The organism is Shimia aestuarii (assembly GCF_022814865.1).
Taxonomy (GTDB): domain Bacteria; phylum Pseudomonadota; class Alphaproteobacteria; order Rhodobacterales; family Rhodobacteraceae; genus Shimia; species Shimia aestuarii_A.
Genome location: NZ_JAKVRD010000011.1, coordinates 1 through 15565, shown reverse-complemented (window position 1 = coordinate 15565; position 15565 = coordinate 1). Strand labels below are relative to the sequence as shown.

General features: G+C 61.0%; 15 protein-coding genes and 1 tRNA gene. 10 read left to right on the top strand and 6 right to left on the bottom strand.

All coding sequences use genetic code 11. The annotated features are described in order from the left end of the window. Nucleotides 1-65 precede the first annotated feature (65 nt). From MK745_RS12020 to MK745_RS12010, 3 genes are all read left to right on the top strand, one after another. Nucleotides 66-1346 (top strand): ABC transporter substrate-binding protein, encoded by a 1281-nt coding sequence (locus MK745_RS12020; protein WP_243613544.1) that lies wholly within the window; start codon nucleotides 66-68, stop codon nucleotides 1344-1346. A gap of 77 nt (nucleotides 1347-1423) precedes the next feature. Beyond that, nucleotides 1424-2242, top strand: a complete 819-nt coding sequence (locus MK745_RS12015; protein WP_243613543.1) for an ABC transporter ATP-binding protein — start codon at nucleotides 1424-1426, stop codon at nucleotides 2240-2242. 171 nt (nucleotides 2243-2413) lie between these two features. After that, nucleotides 2414-3634, top strand: a complete 1221-nt coding sequence (locus MK745_RS12010; protein WP_243613542.1) for a phenylacetate--CoA ligase family protein — start codon at nucleotides 2414-2416, stop codon at nucleotides 3632-3634. Between the two features lie 250 nt (nucleotides 3635-3884). On the opposite strand, the gene ykgO is transcribed toward MK745_RS12010, so the two are convergent. Both ykgO and MK745_RS12000 read right to left on the bottom strand, forming a co-directional pair. Further along, nucleotides 3885-4010: a type B 50S ribosomal protein L36 gene (gene ykgO / locus MK745_RS12005; protein WP_012177066.1), complete on the bottom strand. Its 126-nt coding sequence runs from the start codon at nucleotides 4008-4010 to the stop codon at nucleotides 3885-3887. A 76-nt stretch (nucleotides 4011-4086) separates the two neighbouring features. Continuing rightward, a tRNA-Val gene (locus tag MK745_RS12000) sits at nucleotides 4087-4161 on the bottom strand. Between the two features lie 265 nt (nucleotides 4162-4426). Between MK745_RS12000 and MK745_RS11995 the strand changes: the two genes are divergently transcribed. Further along, nucleotides 4427-5287 (top strand): N-formylglutamate amidohydrolase, encoded by an 861-nt coding sequence (locus MK745_RS11995; RefSeq protein WP_243613541.1) that lies wholly within the window; start codon nucleotides 4427-4429, stop codon nucleotides 5285-5287. A gap of 2 nt (nucleotides 5288-5289) precedes the next feature. On the opposite strand, the gene MK745_RS11990 is transcribed toward MK745_RS11995, so the two are convergent. From MK745_RS11990 to MK745_RS11980, 3 genes are read right to left on the bottom strand one after another with little or no spacing between them, the layout of a single operon-like run. Then, entirely contained in the window at nucleotides 5290-6543 is a 1254-nt protein-coding gene (locus tag MK745_RS11990) for a DNA polymerase IV (RefSeq protein ID WP_243613540.1), read from the bottom strand. 27 nt (nucleotides 6544-6570) lie between these two features. Then, a complete protein-coding gene (gene pyrF, locus MK745_RS11985; RefSeq protein WP_243613539.1) occupies nucleotides 6571-7269 on the bottom strand; it encodes an orotidine-5'-phosphate decarboxylase in 699 nt (232 codons plus the stop codon). Nucleotides 7270-7296: 27 nt separating this feature from the next. Further along, nucleotides 7297-8028 carry a phosphatidylethanolamine N-methyltransferase family protein gene (locus MK745_RS11980; protein WP_243613538.1) on the bottom strand — a complete coding sequence of 244 codons (732 nt, stop codon included), beginning with the start codon at nucleotides 8026-8028 and terminating at the stop codon, nucleotides 7297-7299. A gap of 169 nt (nucleotides 8029-8197) precedes the next feature. On the opposite strand from MK745_RS11980, the gene clpB reads away from it, so the two are divergent. Then, nucleotides 8198-10813, top strand: a complete 2616-nt coding sequence (gene clpB, locus MK745_RS11975; RefSeq protein WP_243613537.1) for an ATP-dependent chaperone ClpB — start codon at nucleotides 8198-8200, stop codon at nucleotides 10811-10813. Between the two features lie 198 nt (nucleotides 10814-11011). Next, entirely contained in the window at nucleotides 11012-11386 is a 375-nt protein-coding gene (locus tag MK745_RS11970) for an immunity 41 family protein (RefSeq protein ID WP_243613536.1), read from the top strand. 103 nt (nucleotides 11387-11489) lie between these two features. Here MK745_RS11970 and MK745_RS11965 read toward each other — a convergent pair whose 3' ends face one another. Continuing rightward, the gene (locus MK745_RS11965) at nucleotides 11490-11933 is read right to left on the bottom strand and encodes a DUF302 domain-containing protein (RefSeq protein WP_243613535.1); all 444 of its coding nucleotides are present in this window, start codon (nucleotides 11931-11933) and stop codon (nucleotides 11490-11492) included. A 127-nt stretch (nucleotides 11934-12060) separates the two neighbouring features. Between MK745_RS11965 and MK745_RS11960 the strand changes: the two genes are divergently transcribed. The 4 genes from MK745_RS11960 to MK745_RS11945 all read left to right on the top strand — a co-directional run bounded on the left by MK745_RS11960 (nucleotide 12061) and on the right by MK745_RS11945 (nucleotide 15547). Then, nucleotides 12061-13560, top strand: a complete 1500-nt coding sequence (locus MK745_RS11960) for an FMN-binding glutamate synthase family protein (RefSeq protein ID WP_243613534.1) — start codon at nucleotides 12061-12063, stop codon at nucleotides 13558-13560. A gap of 65 nt (nucleotides 13561-13625) precedes the next feature. Next, on the top strand, nucleotides 13626-14528 hold the full coding sequence (msrP, locus tag MK745_RS11955) for a protein-methionine-sulfoxide reductase catalytic subunit MsrP (protein ID WP_243613533.1): 903 nt from the start codon (nucleotides 13626-13628) through the stop codon (nucleotides 14526-14528). Between the two features lie 3 nt (nucleotides 14529-14531). Next, nucleotides 14532-15134: a protein-methionine-sulfoxide reductase heme-binding subunit MsrQ gene (gene msrQ, locus MK745_RS11950; RefSeq protein ID WP_243613532.1), complete on the top strand. Its 603-nt coding sequence runs from the start codon at nucleotides 14532-14534 to the stop codon at nucleotides 15132-15134. 242 nt (nucleotides 15135-15376) lie between these two features. Next, the gene (locus tag MK745_RS11945) at nucleotides 15377-15547 is read left to right on the top strand and encodes a hypothetical protein (protein ID WP_243613531.1); all 171 of its coding nucleotides are present in this window, start codon (nucleotides 15377-15379) and stop codon (nucleotides 15545-15547) included. Nucleotides 15548-15565: the final 18 nt, after the last annotated feature.

Below are 15565 nucleotides of genomic sequence, written 5' to 3'. Positions count from 1 at the left end.
ACCATTCGGGGCAGGAGGAGGCCCCGGACCACAACATCGGACAAACCAAAGGGAGGATTAACCCGATGAAAAAGACAATTATCACTGCAGTTGCCGCCGTTATGGCCGCAGCCCCTGCGCTGGCTGACCTGACGTTCACGTCGCTTAGCTACCGCACCGGCCCCTACGCCGCGGGTGGTATCCCGTTTGCAGACGGGTATGCCGACTATTTCACCCTGCTCAACGAGCGTGATGGCGGCATCAACGGTGTGCCGACCCGCATGGTCGAGTGTGAAACCGGCTACAACACCGAAAAAGGCGTTGAGTGCTACGAATCGACCAAGGGCGAAGGCGCTCTGGTGTATCAGCCGCTTTCGACCGGCATCACCTATCAGCTGATCCCGAAAACCACCGCAGACGACATCCCGATGCACACCATGGGCTATGGTCGGACCTCGGCGGCAAACGGCGACGTGTTCAGCCACACCTTCAACTATCCGGCGAACTACTGGAACGGTGCTTCGGGCGCGATCAACTACCTGCTCGAAACCAACGATGGCAACATCGAAGGCAAGCGCATCGCGCTGGTCTATCACAACTCGGCCTATGGTAAGGAACCGATCCGTACCCTCGAAGAGCTCCAGAAGAAGCACGGCTTCGAGCTGAGCCTTCTGCCGGTCGACCACCCCGGTCAGGAACAGAAGTCGCAGTGGCTTCAGATCCGCCGCGAGCGTCCCGACTATGTCGTGATGTGGGGCTGGGGCGTGATGAACCAGGTTGCCATTCAGGAAGCCGCGAACATCCGTTTCCCGATGGAAAACTTCATCGGTATCTGGTGGTCCGGTGCCGAGCATGACGTGCTGCCCTCGGGCGCTGCGTCGGATGGCTACAAGGCTCTGACCTTCCACAACGTTGGCCGCGACTTCCCGGTCTTCGACGACATCCAGAAGTATGTTGTCGATACGGGTAAAGCAGCCGGTGCTGGCGATCAGATCGGTAACGTCCTCTACAACCGTGGTCTCTATGCCGCGATGCTCGCAGCAGAAGCCGCGAAAACCGCGATGGACATCCACGGCACCAAGGACATCACCCCGGCGATGATGCGCGACGGTATGGAAGCCCTCGAGATCACCGAAGAGAAAATGGCGGCCCTCGGCATGCCGAACTTTGGTCCGGCGTTCAACGTTTCCTGCGAAAACCACGGTGGCCCCGGCCTCGTTGGTGTGACCCAGTGGGACGCGGACACCAAGACCTGGTCGCTGATCTCTGACTTCAAACCGACCGACACCGAAGTCATCGGTGGCCTGATCGAAGCCGACTCGGCCTCGTATGCCTCCGAGAACAACATCGAGCCGCAGTGCAAGTAAGCACACGGTAGTGACTTTTCCCCGGCCGGGCCTGATCCGGCCGGGGGATCCCAAACGCGACAGGAAAGACAAGGCACATGCTCGACGCTGGTCACACTGAAGAGACCCTTCTCGAGGTCAACAACATCGAGGTGATCTACAACCACGTGATCCTCGTGCTGAAAGGTGTCAGCCTTTCGGTCCCCAAGGGCGGCATCACCGCGCTTCTCGGCGGCAACGGCGCCGGCAAGACCACGACGCTCAAAGCCATCTCCAGCCTGCTTCAATCGGAGCGTGGTGAGGTGACGAAGGGCTCGATCCAATATCGAGGTGAAAAGCTCGAGGGTTTTGACCCGGCTGGGCTTGTGAAGAAAGGCGTGATCCAGGTCATGGAAGGGCGCCATTGCTTCGAACACCTGACCGTTGAAGAAAACCTGCTGACCGGGGCCTATACCCGCTCCGGCGCCGAGGTCGCCCGCGATCTTGAGATGGTTTATGACTATTTCCCCCGCCTGCGCGAACGCCGCAAATCGCAGGCTGGCTATACCTCGGGCGGTGAGCAGCAGATGGTTGCCATTGGCCGCGCGCTCATGTCCCGCCCCGAGACGATCCTTCTTGACGAACCGTCGATGGGCCTCGCGCCGCAGCTCGTGGAAGAGATCTTCGGGATCGTCAAAAGCCTCAACGAGAACGAGGGCGTGACCTTCCTTCTCGCCGAGCAGAACACCAACGTCGCGCTGCGCTATGCGCATTATGGCTACATTCTTGAAAGTGGTCGTATCGTGATGGACGGCCCCGCTGCCGAACTGCGCGAGAACCCGGACGTGAAGGAATTCTACCTCGGCATGTCCGACGAGGGCCGCAAGTCGTTCCGCGATGTGCGTTCCTATCGTCGCCGCAAGCGTTGGCTGAGCTAAGCACGGGACCGCGGGTTGCCGGATGACCGCCTGACATATCCGGCCCAAGGTCTGACACGACCAAAGATATCACCGAGCAGGGCGATCCCGCCCTGTTCCCGAGACAGCTACGCCCAAAGGGCATAGAGCGACCCGCGTGATTGGGTCCGCGCAGATGAAGAGGACGGCCTGATGAGCCAGTATTTCGACACCCTGGAAACGCGCTCCGCGCAAGACCGCGCGGCGGATATCGCCAAGAAGCTTCCCGAGCAGATCGCCCGCGCCAAGGCGCTTCCGGGCTATGCCGAAGCCTTCGCCGACGTGGATCCCGCCAAGATCACGAGCGTGGAAGATCTTGTCGCGCTTCCGGTTCTGCGCAAGTCCGAAATCGGCGCGGCGCAGAAGGCGCATCCTCCGCTCGGGGGATATGCCGACATGACTCGCGAGAGCATTTCCCACGTCTTCCAATCCCCCGGTCCGATCTACGAACCCGGCAGCAACGGCGGCGATTGGTTCCGCTTTGGCCGCGCACTTCATGCTGCGGGGATCGGCAAAGACGATATTGTGCACAACTGCTTCGCCTATCACCTGACCCCGGCGGGGATCATGTTTGAAAGCGGTGCACGCGCTGTCGGCGCCAAGGTGCTTCCCGCGGGCATTGGCCAGACCGAGCTTCAGGTGCGCGCTGCCGCCGATATCGGCACGACCGCCTACGCCGGGACGCCCGACTACCTCAAGATCATCCTCGATAAGGCCGACGAGATGGGCGAGACGCTCAAGATCACCAAGGCCATCGTCGGCGGCGGGGCGCTCTTTCCCTCGCTGCGTCAGGAATATGCCGATCGCGGCATTCAGTGTCTTCAGGGCTATGGTACGGCCGATCTCGGGTCGGTTGCCTACGAATCTGAAGCCATGGAAGGCATGATCGTCGACGAGGGTGTGCTGATCGAGATCGTCACCCCCGGCACCGGCACCCCGGTCGCACCGGGCGAAGTTGGCGAGGTTCTGGTCACGACATTCAACCCCGATTACCCGCTGATCCGTTTCGCGACGGGCGATCTTTCGGCGGTGATGGAAGGCGAAAGCCCCTGTGGTCGGACCAACATGCGTATCAAGGGCTGGATGGGCCGCGCGGACCAGACTGCCAAGATTAAGGGCATGTTCGTGCGCCCCGAGCAGGTCGCGCAATTCGTGGCCAAGCATGAGGAAGTCTCGAAAGCGCGTGTGATTGCCACCCGCGACGGCGAGATGGATGTGATGACCGTCCAGATCGAGACAACGGCGGACGACGCCACCGCCTATGGCGCCTCTGTGGCGGACACGCTCAAGCTCAAGGGCAAGATCGAGATCGTCGCGCCAGATAGTCTTCCCAAGGATGGCATCGTCATCGAAGATCAACGGAAATACGACTAAAGCGTTTCACATTATACCTGAGGCACGAAGATAAGGTGAAACGCGTGCGACGTTCATATGTTGCACGCGTTTCGCGAAAAGCTGCGCCTCAGGTTTTTCTCGAAACGCTTTAACCACCTCTCCTCCAATGAGAAAACCCGCCCGCTGACCTCCCGGCGCGGCGGGTTTTTTCATGGCCGGTGATCGGCAGCAGACAAGAAAAAAGCCGCCTCGAGGGGCGGCTTTGATCGGGTCGCTAAGGCGTCTGGGCTTAGCCCTGACGTGCCTTGAAGCGGCGCTGCGTCTTGTTGATGACATAAACGCGGCCCTTGCGGCGCACAACACGGCAGTCGCGGTGACGCTGCTTGAGCGAGCGGAGCGAGTTCTTGACCTTCATGGCCTTTCTCCTCAATTGGGCGCGACATGCGCCGGGTTGAACGGGCACCCCCAAACATGGGAGCGGTGAATAAGAATGGTGGGCGATACAAGGATCGAACTTGTGACCCCTTCGATGTCAACGAAGTGCTCTACCGCTGAGCTAATCGCCCACTCTAACCAACTGAAAAACTTGCCCCCGAACAAACAGGGGCGCGGAATTCCGCGCCGGTAGCGGGGTCTTTAAAAGGAATCGCGGCAGGGTTCAAGGGCTTTTGGTTCCTTTCTTTTTCAGGCTATATATTTTTTTAACAAAGCGTCCCGCCCAAAGCCTGAGACATGGCGTCTGGCGGGATGCGGAGACACTGAAGAGCGTTGCATGCGCCCCGCCATGAGCCCGCTATCACTGGGCAAACGCCGGTCGCATCAGGAGAACCGATGCCGAAGCGCCCGTTTACACTTCTGCGCCCGTCCGAGAGGACCTCTGCGGTGGTTTTTGCGTCGCCTCATAGTGCTTGTGACTATCCGGAATGGTTCGTGCGCCGCTCGCTTCTTGATGCCCATACGATCCGAAGCTCTGAAGATGCCTTTGTCGACAAGCTCTTCGAGAGTGCACCGCAATACGGTGCGCCCTTTCTCGTTGCCGGGGCGCCACGGGCCTTCCTTGATCTCAACCGCGATTCCAACGAACTCGACCCGGCCCTGATCCGGGGGGTTTCCAAGGCGCCACACAATCCGCGCGTCGCCTCCGGGCTCGGCGTGATTCCCCGCGTGGTCTCGAACGGGCGGCCGATCTACGAGGGCAAGATGCCCCTCTCCGAGGCCGAGGCGCGAATCGAGAAATACTGGCGCCCCTACCACACGCAGCTTCAGGCGCTTCTCGATGAATCGCGCGAAACGTTCGGGCGGGCGATTCTCATTGATTGCCATTCCATGCCGCACGAGGCGGTGAACAGTGTCGCGCGCTCGGGCCTGTCGCGCCCGGAGATCGTCCTTGGGGATCGCTTTGGCGCGTCTGCCGAGTCGGAGATCGTGGACCAGATCGAGGCGATCTTTGCCGGGGCGGGCCTGCGGGTCGCGCGCAATGCACCTTTTGCCGGGGCCTATGTGACGCGCCATTATGGGCGTCCCGCCCGCAAGCAGCACGCGATCCAGATCGAGATCGACCGCGCGCTGTATCTCGATGAGAAAGAGATTCTCCCCAATAGCAACTTCGACAGCTTCAAGGCCCTCATCGACACGGTGGTGTCCGAGCTTGTGGGACTCGGCCTTCCGCGCCAAAGCCTCGCGGCGGAGTAGCGTTAGCGCATGGAGCGCCCCTTGAGGATTGCGTCGCTTCCGAACCTTTTGCGAATCTCGTCCGTGGCGCGTTCGGCCTTGCGCCGTTGTGCGGCCTTCGGGTCGAGAAGGTCGCCATAGAGGTCTGCCGCCTCCGCCGACACAAGATCGGAGAGGCCAACACCGAGAAGGCGATAGGGCCCTTGATCGCCCACATGGTCAAAGAGCGCGCGTGCCTCGTGATACACGGTGTCGGCCATTTGCGTCGCGTCCCTGAGGGCAATGCGGCGCGAGATCAGGCTATGATCGGCGCGCTTGAGTTTGAGCGTGACAACCCGGCCCGCCTTGCCTTTGGCCTTGGCCCGGTCCGAGACTTTTTCCGCCATCCGCCAGAGATGCCCGTCGAGGATATCGAGGTTGCCGGTATCCTCGAAAAAGGTGGTCTCGTTGGAGATAGATTTCATCGGTGCGTTGGCCGAGACGCGGCGCCGGTCCTCGCCCCGCGCCAAATGCCAGAGCCGGGTTCCCATCGAGCCGAACCGCGCCGTCAGGTCGCGTTCGTCCCAGCGCAGGAGATCAGCAAAGGTATGGATGCCTGCGCGGTCAAGAGAGGCCTGCGTTGCGGCCCCCACGCCCCAGATCATGCGCACCGGTTTGTCATGTAGGAAATCCGCGGTTTCCGTCTTGCCAATAACAGAGAACCCGCGTGGCTTTTCGAGGTCCGAGGCCACTTTGGCGAGGAACTTGTTGTGGCTGAGACCGATCGAGCCGGTGAGGCCGAGCTCCTCCTTCATGCGCTTGGTCAGTCGCGCAAGCATGACCGCCGGTGGCGCACCGTGGAGTTTCGCCGTGCCAGAGAGGTCCATGAATGCTTCATCGAGCGAGAGAGGCTCTATGATCGGGGTCATCTCGTCCATCATCGCGCGGATCTTGCGCGAGATATCGGCATAGACTTCCATGCGCGGACGGATCACCACGGCATCAGGGCAGAGCTTGAGCGCCTGAAACATCGGCATGGCCGAGCGCACGCCTCGGATGCGCGCCACATAGCAGGCGGTTGAGACGACGCCGCGCCGCCCGCCGCCGATGATGACGGGCTTGTCGCGGAGGTCGGGATTGTCGCGCTTCTCGACGCTCGCATAGAACGCATCGCAATCCATATGCGCGATGGAGAGGTCGAATAGTTCTGGGTGACGCACGACGCGCAGGCTACCGCAGGAGGGGCAGCGCCCCTCCGTGTCAAACGAGGTCAGGCAATCGCGGCAAAGTGCTTGCATGAACACAGCCTAACACAGGGCAGTGCCTTAGAGAGCGGCCAACTCAACGACAATCGCGCGGGCGGCGTCGCGCGGGCTCGGTGCTTGCCAGACCGGGCGGCCCACGACGATATGGTCCGCGCCATCCGAAATCGCGCTGGCCGGGGTGGCGACGCGTTTCTGATCGCCAAGCGCCGCGCCGGTCGGACGCACGCCGGGGGTCACGATGAGGCGGCCTTCTGCTTCGGGCAGGGCGCGGATGAGTGCCGCTTCTTGCGGCGAGGCGATGACGCCATCGGCCCCGGCCTCGAACGCCTTGCCCGCGCGTTCCTGCACGAGATCGCGGATATCGCCATCCTTGATAAGCGCGCCATCAAGGTCATTCCGGTCAAGCGAGGTCAGGATGGTCACGCCAAGGATTTTCAAATCCTTGCCCGCCGCGCCTTCCTTGGCGGCCTTCACGACATATGGGTCGCCATGCACGGTCAGGAAATCGAGATCAAACTGCGTCAGTCCGCGCACCGCGTTCTCCACCGTCGCACCGATATCGAAGAGCTTCATGTCGAGGAAGATGCGCTTGCCATGATCCTGCTTGAGTTCGTTGGCGAGCGCGAGGCCCCCGCCGGTCAGCATGCCAAGGCCGATCTTGTAGAAGGACACGGCATCGCCGATCGTCTCGGCAAGCTTCAAGCCCTCAAGCGCGTTGGGCACGTCGAGGGCGACAATCAGGCGGTCATCTGCGGTCATGGGAAGGCTCCTGTGGCTCGCCGTTGCTTAGCCCTGTTCCGATTCCGCTTCAACCCTGTCTCCATAGATCCACGCCATGTCGGGGCCTTCGACCGTATACATATGCACCCAGATATAAGCGTGTTGAAACGCGGCGAGGATGAGGGCGTTCCAAGACCCGAAGAGAAGCGCGATTCCCCATAGCCCAAGGAAGACGACCCCGTACATTGCATTGTCCACGTAGCGGAACACGCCCTTGCTCACGAGCGGTAGGGCGGCGATCTCGTCACGAAAGTGATCCCCGCCAAAGGCGCGAGGGATGGTGAAATGCACCAGAACCGAATGCATCCCCCAGATCGCCGGGGCCAGGAGCGCGAGGCCAAGCGCGATCTCGACGCCACGCGACTCGGTGATCGGGACGGAATCGGTCCATCCCACCAGACTGACAAAGACCGGTCGCGCCACAAGAAGCGGCATGAACAGGGCCGCCCAGATCGCCATGTCCCAGCGCCCGAAAAGCCGCGACAGCAGGTTGCAATGTAGTTGCAGGCGAAAGCCAATCGCCACGATCACCTGATGCAGGATCGCGAAGGCAATGCCGATCATCGCCCATCGCGCCGCATCGAGGCCGAGCGGGGTGTATTGATCCGGGCCAAACCCTTCGCGCAGGAGAAACACCGCGCCGCAGGCCATGAAGACCGCCATGCCGATATGCTGCGGCTGGCCCTCGAGGATGTCACGAAGACGGCTCTTGGCTCGGATATCAGCTAGACGGGACATAAGGATTAGTCTGCGTCCACGCCCCGGCGCTTGTCTAGTGGGACGGTTTTGTCGCATGGGTCTTGAACCCACGTGACGCATTGCCCAAATGAGATACGAGGCCCAAACAAGGGGCGTGCCGCAAAGCGGGCGCTTCAGGACGCGGGCGCTTGTAAAAAGGAGAGAGACCATGGACTTGAGCAAGTTCACGGAACGGTCGCGCGGGTTTATTCAGGCAGCGCAGACCATTGCAATGCGGGAAAGCCATCAGCGGCTTGCACCCGAGCATATTCTAAAAGCACTGATGGACGACGAGCAGGGGCTCGCGGCCAACCTTATCAAACGCGCTGGCGGTGCGCCCGAGCGGGTCCGCGAAGCGGTTGACCTTGCCATTGGGAAGATCCCGCAGGTGAGCGGCGATGCCGGGCAAACCTATCTCGACAACACAACCGCCAAGGTGCTTGCCGAGGCCGAGACCCTCGCCAAGAAAGCGGGCGACAGTTTCGTGCCGGTGGAGCGTATCCTCATGGCGCTCGTCATGGTCAAATCCAAGGCCAAGGACGCGCTTGAGACGGGCGCGGTGAACGCACAGGCGCTCAACTCTGCGATCAACGATATTCGCAAGGGCCGCACCGCCGACTCGGCCAGCGCCGAAGAGGGCTATGACGCGCTCAAGAAATACGCGCGTGACCTGACCGAGGCCGCCGAACAGGGCAAGATCGACCCGATCATCGGCCGCGACGACGAGATTCGCCGCGCCATGCAGGTTCTGTCGCGCCGGACCAAGAACAACCCAGTCCTCATTGGTGAACCGGGCGTCGGTAAGACCGCGATTGCCGAAGGTATGGCGCTTCGGATCATCAATGGCGACGTGCCCGAATCCCTGCGCAACAAGAAACTCCTCGCGCTTGATATGGGCGCGCTCATCGCTGGTGCGAAATACCGCGGTGAATTCGAGGAACGCCTCAAGGCCGTCCTCACCGAAGTGACCGAGGCCGCGGGCCAGATCATCCTCTTCATCGACGAGATGCACACGCTTGTGGGCGCGGGCAAATCCGATGGCGCGATGGATGCGGCCAACCTCATCAAACCGGCGCTTGCGCGGGGGGAATTGCATTGTATCGGTGCGACGACGCTCGACGAGTATCGCAAATATGTCGAGAAAGACGCCGCCCTTGCCCGCCGCTTCCAACCGGTGATGATCGCCGAGCCGACGGTCGAGGACACGATCTCGATCCTGCGCGGCATCAAGGAGAAGTACGAGCTTCACCACGGTGTGCGCATCTCCGACTCGGCGCTTGTGTCGGCGGCGACGCTCTCGCACCGTTATATCACCGACCGTTTCCTGCCGGATAAGGCGATCGACCTCGTGGACGAGGCCTCGTCGCGCCTGCGCATGGAGGTGGATTCCAAGCCGGAAGAACTCGACGCGCTGGACCGCGAAATCCTGCAGAAACAGATCGAGGCTGAGGCGCTTCGGGTCGAGGACGACACCGCGTCGAAAGACCGGCTCGAGAAACTCGAGAAAGACCTCGCCGATCTTCAGGAGAAATCCGCCGAGATGACGGCACAATGGCAGGCCGGGCGCGATAAGCTCGCCTCCGCGCGTGATCTCAAGGAAAAACTCGACCAGGCGCGCGCCGAACTCGACATCGCCAAGCGCGAAGGCAATCTCGGCAAGGCGGGGGAGCTGTCCTATGGCGTGATCCCCGAGCTTGAGAAACAGCTCTCCGAGGCCGAGGCGCAGGAAGATGGCGTCACGGTCGAAGAGGCCGTGCGCCCCGAGCAGATCGCTGCCGTGGTGGAGCGTTGGACGGGTATCCCGACCTCCAAGATGCTCGAAGGCGAGCGCGAGAAACTCCTGCGCATGGAAGACGACCTTCATGCTCGCGTGATCGGCCAAAATGCCGCCGTGACCGCCGTCGCCAATGCCGTGCGCCGCGCACGGGCCGGGCTTAACGACGAGAACCGCCCGCTTGGGAGCTTCCTGTTCCTCGGGCCGACGGGTGTTGGCAAGACCGAGCTGACCAAAGCCGTGGCCGAGTTCCTCTTTGACGACGACAACGCGATGGTGCGTATCGACATGTCCGAGTTCATGGAGAAACATTCGGTTGCCCGCCTGATCGGCGCGCCTCCGGGCTATGTCGGCTATGACGAGGGTGGGGTGCTCACCGAAGCGGTGCGCCGTCGCCCCTATCAGGTCGTCCTTTTCGATGAGGTCGAAAAGGCGCATCCGGACGTGTTCAACGTGCTGTTGCAGGTCCTGGACGATGGTGTGCTGACCGATGGTCAGGGCCGCACGGTCGATTTCAAGCAGACGCTCATCATCCTGACCTCGAACCTCGGGGCACAGGCGCTGTCGCGGCTGCCGGATGGGGCCGATGCGAGCGAGGCCAAGCGCGATGTGATGGACGCCGTGCGCGCCCATTTCCGCCCGGAATTCCTCAACCGCCTCGACGAGACGATCATCTTCGACCGTCTTGGCCGTGGGGATATGGACGGTATCGTGGATATTCAGCTTGCCCGCCTCAAGAAGCGTCTCGCATCGCGCAAGATCGAGATCTCCCTCGACGCGGACGCGCGCAAATGGCTGGCCGATGAGGGCTATGACCCGGTCTTCGGTGCCCGCCCGCTCAAGCGCGTGATCCAAAGCGCCTTGCAGAACCCGCTGGCCGAAATGCTCCTCGGCGGCGAGATCCTCGACGGCGACACCGTCCCCGTCAGCGCCGGCGCCGATGGCCTCATCATCGGCGACCGCATCGGCGCGAGCAATCGCCCCAAACCGGACGATGCCGTGGTGCATTAAGAGAAGATAGGTCGCTTGAGGCCTGAATCTAGAACACCCCCGCAGGGTTCTGCGGGGGTGTTTTTGTTTGGGGGGCGGGGTGGCATGAATGAGTTTGAATGGGCTTGAGCGGCCCTGTGAATGCAACGCAGCTTGTGGTGGTTCCTAGCCCATTGCGCGGTCGTTGCCGGGAAAACTCCATTGCTCTAACGTCCGAGCATGGACACGCATGAAGCACTAATCATTATCGGCCAGAATTCAGTTACTAGCCCACATTACTCGGCTGGTTCGTTCGTGGGCCGGCTGCACGAGGAGGGTGTCTGGGACCACTATCTCTTCCACGAGCTTTCCGACGCGCTAAACGCACTCGCGGTGGAGTCGGCGAGCCAAGATATCAAAGGCATAGCCTTTGATATCTATTCGTATGTGGTCGGTGTCAGCCTTCTGGCACACGCCGATCCCAACGACGGCTTCAAGATCAACAACATCAGCATGGAAGAGTTCTACGACCTTCGCGACAAAGTTGAAGTGGCTTTCCGGCGGCTCTTAGGCTCTCGAAAGTTCCTACCTACGGAAAGAATGACCGTGTGGTGAACCCTTACCTCGTGTCTAAAGCCTGCTATTTCCTTGCTCCGTAAAAAAACGCCGCTGATCGTCTCCGACCAACGGCGCTTTCTAACGGGCCTACTCCCCCGCCTCACATCTCAATCGCGCCCTGCACGATCTTCTCAAGCAGAGCCTCGACCTCTTTCATCGGCCCTTCCGGCATGATGCGGTAGCCGATGGTGGTTTGCTCGGGGTTTTCCGGGGTCTGCATGACGAAGATGCCATAGGGGCAGAACTGGAGGTTCATCGGGTCCGCTTCCATAACTTTCCGCGAGAGCGTGGCCGAGCAGAAGCTAAAGACCTCTGCCTTGAGGAATACGGTCTGTGTTCCCCCGACATCCTCCTTAGTGCGTTCGAGCATCGCGCCGACATGGTTCACGGCGTCGATCAGAAGCCCCTCATCGGTGATCGCGCTTTCAAGGCCGAAGATGACGTCGTCATAGTCTTGGTCGACCGTATAGGTCACCGCGGTCTCCTCCGCCGCAGCAAGCGTCGCGCCAATGGCCAGCGCGATGGCCAGGAAAAATGTCTTCATGTGGTCCTCCCGAAATACTTTCCCTTGCGGCGCGCCAATAGACACCGCACTCTTAACACATACAGGTTTGCGCCCTTGATACATGGGACAGGGCTGCGGATCAAACAAAACATCAGGAGTTTTGAATATGTCTGTCGGCGGCGCCTTTCATATCGTCGAGTTTCTCGGTCTGATTTTCGTGGGTCTGGTTGGGCTGCTGCTGATGGTGGCGCTGGCGCTCTTCATCATCGACCGGGTCCAGAAAGGCGACGCGATCCGCCGCAACTACCCGCTCATCGGGCGCTTCCGACATTGGTTCTCGACGCTCGGGGAATTCTTCCGTCAGTACTTCTTTGCCATGGACCGTGAGGAACTCCCCTTCAACCGGGCACAGCGCGACTGGGTCACGCGGGCGGGCGAGGGCAAGGGCAATACCGTGGCTTTCGGATCAACCCGCAACCTGAGCGTCGTGGGCACGACGATCTTCGTCAACGACCCCTTTCCGCCGCTCGACGATCAATTCGCCTCGACCGAACCGCTTTTGATCGGGCCGACCGCGCGCGCGCCTTTCCTCGCGCCGTCCTTCTTCAATATCTCCGGCATGTCTTATGGGGCGATCTCGCGCCCCGCTGTCGAGGCGCTGGCCCAAGGCGCGAAAGAGGCGGGCGTCTGGCTCAACACGGGCGAGGGTGGGGTGTCACCGTTTCACCTCGCTGCGGGCTGTGACCTCGTGTTTCAAATCGGCACCGCGAAATTCGGCGTGCGCGATGAACACGGCGGCCTTTCGGATGAGAAACTGCGCGCCGTCGCGGCCCATCCGCAAATCCGCATGTTCGAGATCAAACTCGCCCAAGGGGCCAAGCCCGGCAAGGGCGGTATCCTGCCCGGCGCCAAGGTGACCGAAGAGATCGCCGAGATCCGCGGCCTGCGCGTTGGACAGGACGGTATCTCGCCAAACCGCCACAAGGAGATCGACACCTTCGATCACCTGCTCGACATGATCGCCCATATTCGCGAGGTCACAGGCAAGCCGGTCGGCATCAAGACGGTCGCGGGTTCCGAAGACGCCATGCGTGGATTGTTCGAGACGATTGACCGGCGTGGCTCGGATATGGCGCCGGACTTCATTACCATTGATGGCGGCGAAGGCGGCACCGGGGCCGCGCCCATGCCGCTGATTGATCTGGTGGGGATGCCCGTGCGAGAGGCGCTGCCGCTGATCGTCGATCTGCGCGATGAATTCCACCTGCATGACCGCATCCGCGTCATCGCCTCGGGCAAGCTGGTCAATCCCGGCGATGTGGCATGGGCCATCGCGGCGGGAGCGGATTTCGTGACCTCGGCGCGTGGTTTCATGTTCTCTCTCGGCTGTATCCAGGCGCTCAAGTGCAACAAGAACACCTGCCCGACAGGGATCACCACGCATGACGAACGTCTGCAAAAGGGGCTCGTGGTCGAACGTAAATACAAGCGGGTCGCGCGCTATGCCAAGGCGGTCATCAAGGAAGTGGAGACCATCGCTCATTCCGTTGGCGTATCCGAACCGCGCCAGATGCGCCGCCGCCACGTGCGCCTCGTGCAGCCGAATGGTCGGTCCGTGCCGATGAACAAGATCTATCCAAGTTACAATTCCCTCCCGCCAACGTGAGAACCTGTGCTTTGGCTTTGGCGGGCTGGGGCGATACCTCTTTTAGAAACCAAAGAGGATAGACCATGGCCAAACGCTGGACCCCCGACCTGACCCAAGAGGATGTGACGCCCGAGTCGCTCTTCATGAATCGACGCCAAATCATCGCCGGGCTGGCCGGTGTCGGGCTTGCCGGGCTGGCCGCCCCAGCTGCGCGCGCCGAAACGCTCGAGCCGTCGGACGAGAAAGCAATCACGAGCTACAACAACTTCTATGAGTTCGGCACCGGCAAGGGCGACCCGCTCAAATATGCCGACCGCCTGACCACTGAGCCGTGGAGCATTGAGATCGACGGCATGGTGGAACGGCCCGGTTCGTATGCCTTGGGCGACATTCTCGCGAAGATGACGATCGAGGAACGCATCTACCGCTTCCGCTGTGTCGAGGCGTGGTCGATGGTCGTGCCGTGGAACGGGTTCGAGCTTGCCGATCTTCTCGATATGGCCGGGGTCAAAGAGGGGGCAAAGTATGTAGCCTTTGAAACCCTCGTGCGCCCCGAGGAAATGCCGGGCCAACGCTTCCCGGTTCTTGAATGGCCTTATGTCGAGGGATTGCGCCTTGATGAGGCAATGCACCCGTTGACCCTCATGGCGACGGGTATCTATGGCAAACCGATCCCGAACCAGAATGGCGCGCCGATCCGTCTCGTGGTGCCGTGGAAATATGGTTTCAAGTCGATCAAGTCGATTGTGCGTATCACCCTGACGGATAGCGAACCGCCGACAAGCTGGAACAAGGCGAACGCCGCCGAGTATGGCTTCTATAGTAATGTGAACCCGGAGGTGGATCACCCGCGTTGGTCGCAGGCAACGGAACGGCCCATCGGCGGCGGCTTCTTTGCCAAGCGCAAACCGACCCTCATGTTCAATGGCTACGAGAAAGAGGTCGCATCTCTCTATAGTGGCATGGACCTGACCAAGAACTTCTGAGCCATGATTGACCACCTGAATCTCTGGCTGAGGCGCGTGCCGACATGGCCTCTCTATATACTCGGTGTGCTTTATCCGGTCTGGCTTCTCTATCAGGGGATGACCGGGGCGCTTGGCGTTGATCCGGTCAAGGCGCTGGAGCACGCAATCGGTAAAGCCGGGCTTCAGCTCCTGTTGGTGACGCTGCTGGTGACGCCGCTACGCCGTTTCGTCGGTTTGAACATCCTGAAGTTCCGCCGCGCGCTCGGTCTGCTGACCTTCTTCTATATCGCGCTGCATCTGCTCGTGTGGTTCGTCCTCGATGTGCAGATCGCCTCGCAGGTCTGGGCCGACATCGTGAAGCGTCCCTATATCACCATTGGCATGGCCGGGTTCCTTCTCATGGTGCCGCTTGCAATCACGTCAAACAACACATCCGTCCGGCGGTTGGGGCGAAAGTGGATCACGCTGCACAAACTGACCTACCTCGTCGCGATCCTAGGGGCGGTGCATTACGTGTTGCTGGTGAAGGGCTTTCAGATCGAGCCGCTCCTCTATCTCGGCGCGGTGCTTCTTCTTCTGTCGCTGCGCCGTATTCCCCGACGCCGGCGCATGCGCGCTGCCTGACTCGGTCCGTGGGGCCCTTGATCGGGCCCCACACCCGAGTCGCCTCGATCTGTCGCCCCGAATCCGCCACCAACGCGATACAGACGCAATACCGACGTGATACCGACACGCGATTCCGGCGGATTCCCGGTCTGACTCGGGCGTCTGAGGCGCTCATTCCCGAGCAACCCTGTGGATAACTGCACCTGCAGCATTTCTGGCCCATGATAGGCGGTAACATTCTTGCGTGATGGCGGCCGGTTTTGAAACGCATTGCGTGCAACCCCCTCAAAACATGGGAAAAATCAGAAAATTCAAAAAAAGATGACGAAATTGCGAAAAAGGGGTTGCGGGTGTTTGGTGTTATCCGTAAATACCCCCTCACCGGCGGCGCTGAGGCGCACAACGGGACGCCAGACGGGGCGACGGACTGAGGTTCGGGAGTTTCGGAA